Source organism: Massilia sp. P2_C2, assembly GCF_056404615.1.
In genome coordinates, this window is record NZ_JBFUDR010000576.1 from 1 (window position 1) to 1,584 (window position 1,584).

At 64.5% G+C, this 1,584-nt stretch carries 2 protein-coding genes; one reads left to right on the forward strand and one right to left on the reverse strand.

Annotation, left to right across the window (positions count from 1 at the left end; genetic code table 11):
* The first annotated feature begins 27 nt into the window (after positions 1 to 27).
* Positions 28 to 1,269, forward strand: coding sequence for an IS4 family transposase (locus AC1DYX_RS30975; protein ID WP_477266037.1), 1,242 nt, complete (start codon positions 28 to 30; stop codon positions 1,267 to 1,269).
* 89 nt (positions 1,270 to 1,358) lie between these two features.
* Here AC1DYX_RS30975 and AC1DYX_RS30980 read toward each other — a convergent pair.
* On the reverse strand, positions 1,359 to 1,584 hold a 226-nt coding region (locus AC1DYX_RS30980; RefSeq protein WP_477263771.1), incomplete at its 5' end, for a transposase.

A 1,584-nucleotide genomic window follows, 5' to 3' on the forward strand; every position in this document is an offset into this window, starting at 1 on the left:
AGATCGTTTTGATCTTCATTGGCCGCCATGTCGTTACCGTCGTTGTTCACCGCGTTTTCCGCGTTCCTGAATTCCCCGCAATTTCGCGACCTGGCCCGCCACGCCGAGGCGGGCAACGCCTTCGTCCGCCGCCGCAAACTGCCGCTGCCCGCACTCGTCGCCGTCATGCTCAGTGGCATGCGCAAGAGCGTTCAGACCGAACTGGACGAATTCTTCGCCCACCTCAAAGAGCAGGCCCAACTCGTGCACCACGTCTCCGAACAGGCCTTCGCCAAGGCCCGCGCCAAGCTGTCCACGACGGCCATCCCGGCGCTCAACGACTGGCTCGTCGCGCGAGCCGACGCCGATGGCTTCGTGCCGCGCTGGCGCGGCCGGCGACTCGTCGCCGCCGATGCCTCGACCTTGCGCTTCGGGCGCCGCGCCAGCCACGTTGCACGCGCCGCCAGCGCCGACCAGATCGCCTTCGGCCTCTACCTTCCGGGCGCCGAGATGATGCTCGCCGCGTCCCTGCACAGCGTCCACGAAGGCGAGCGTCAGATGCTGTTTCAGCACCTCGACCGCCTGTCCGACGGCGACGTCCTGCTGATGGACCGCGGCTATCCATCGCGCTGGCTGGTCGCCGCGCTCAACGCTCGCGGCATCGGCTTCTGCATGCGCGTCGAGAACGCCGGCAACACCGGTTTCGCGTGCGTGCGCGACTTCCTGCGCTCGGACGAGCACGAGCGGATCGTCACGCTGGCGGCGCCCGACCGGCGCGACGCCGACGACTACGAGTGCCCGGCGAAGGCCCAAACGGTACGCCTCGTCCGCCATGTCGCCAGCACCGGCAAGGTGCGCGTACTAATGACCAATCTGCTCGACCCGACAGCCTTTCCGCGCGCCGAATTCGGCGACCTCTATCACCAACGCTGGCGCATCGAAGAGGCCTTCAAGCGCCTCAAGCACCGGCTCAACCTCGAACACGTCTCCGGCCTGTCGCAGCAGGCGGCGATGCACGACTTCGCCGAGAAGATCGTCTGCGACAATCTGCAGTCATTGGCCACGGAAACGGCACTGCGCGAAGCGTTGTTGCCGCCGACACGGCGCATCAACCGGGCCGCCGCCCACTCCATTCTGAAACCGTTGCTACCGGCGCTGCTGCTCGGCACCGACATCGCGACGCGCCTGCTCGACGCACTACAATTGATCGCCGTCCGGACCTACTCGCACCGACCAGGCGTCATCAAATCCAAGCCCAGGGCGCGCGTCCGAAGCCGCACAAATCCATGAGCCAGAAGCCGTGCTGACGCGCGGCGCTACTAAGTTCGGTGGATTGGACGGCCAGGACCACCTCGTTACTAACCTTCTAGAAAGTAAAGCTATGCTTGCGCGGCGTACCGGCATTCCTGCTGGCGAAAGAACGATTGGACCATCGCCGGTAACTTCTGAATACGGCGCAAAGCACCGAGAGCGAGTTTTTTCATGCCGTCTTTGTCCTGCACGAATTGCTTGCTGACCTGGCGTTTCACGTGTGCCCATACCTGCTCGTCGGGATTCAGGTGCGGCGAATAGGGCGGTAGGTAGAAAAGTTTGAGCGCACCGTCA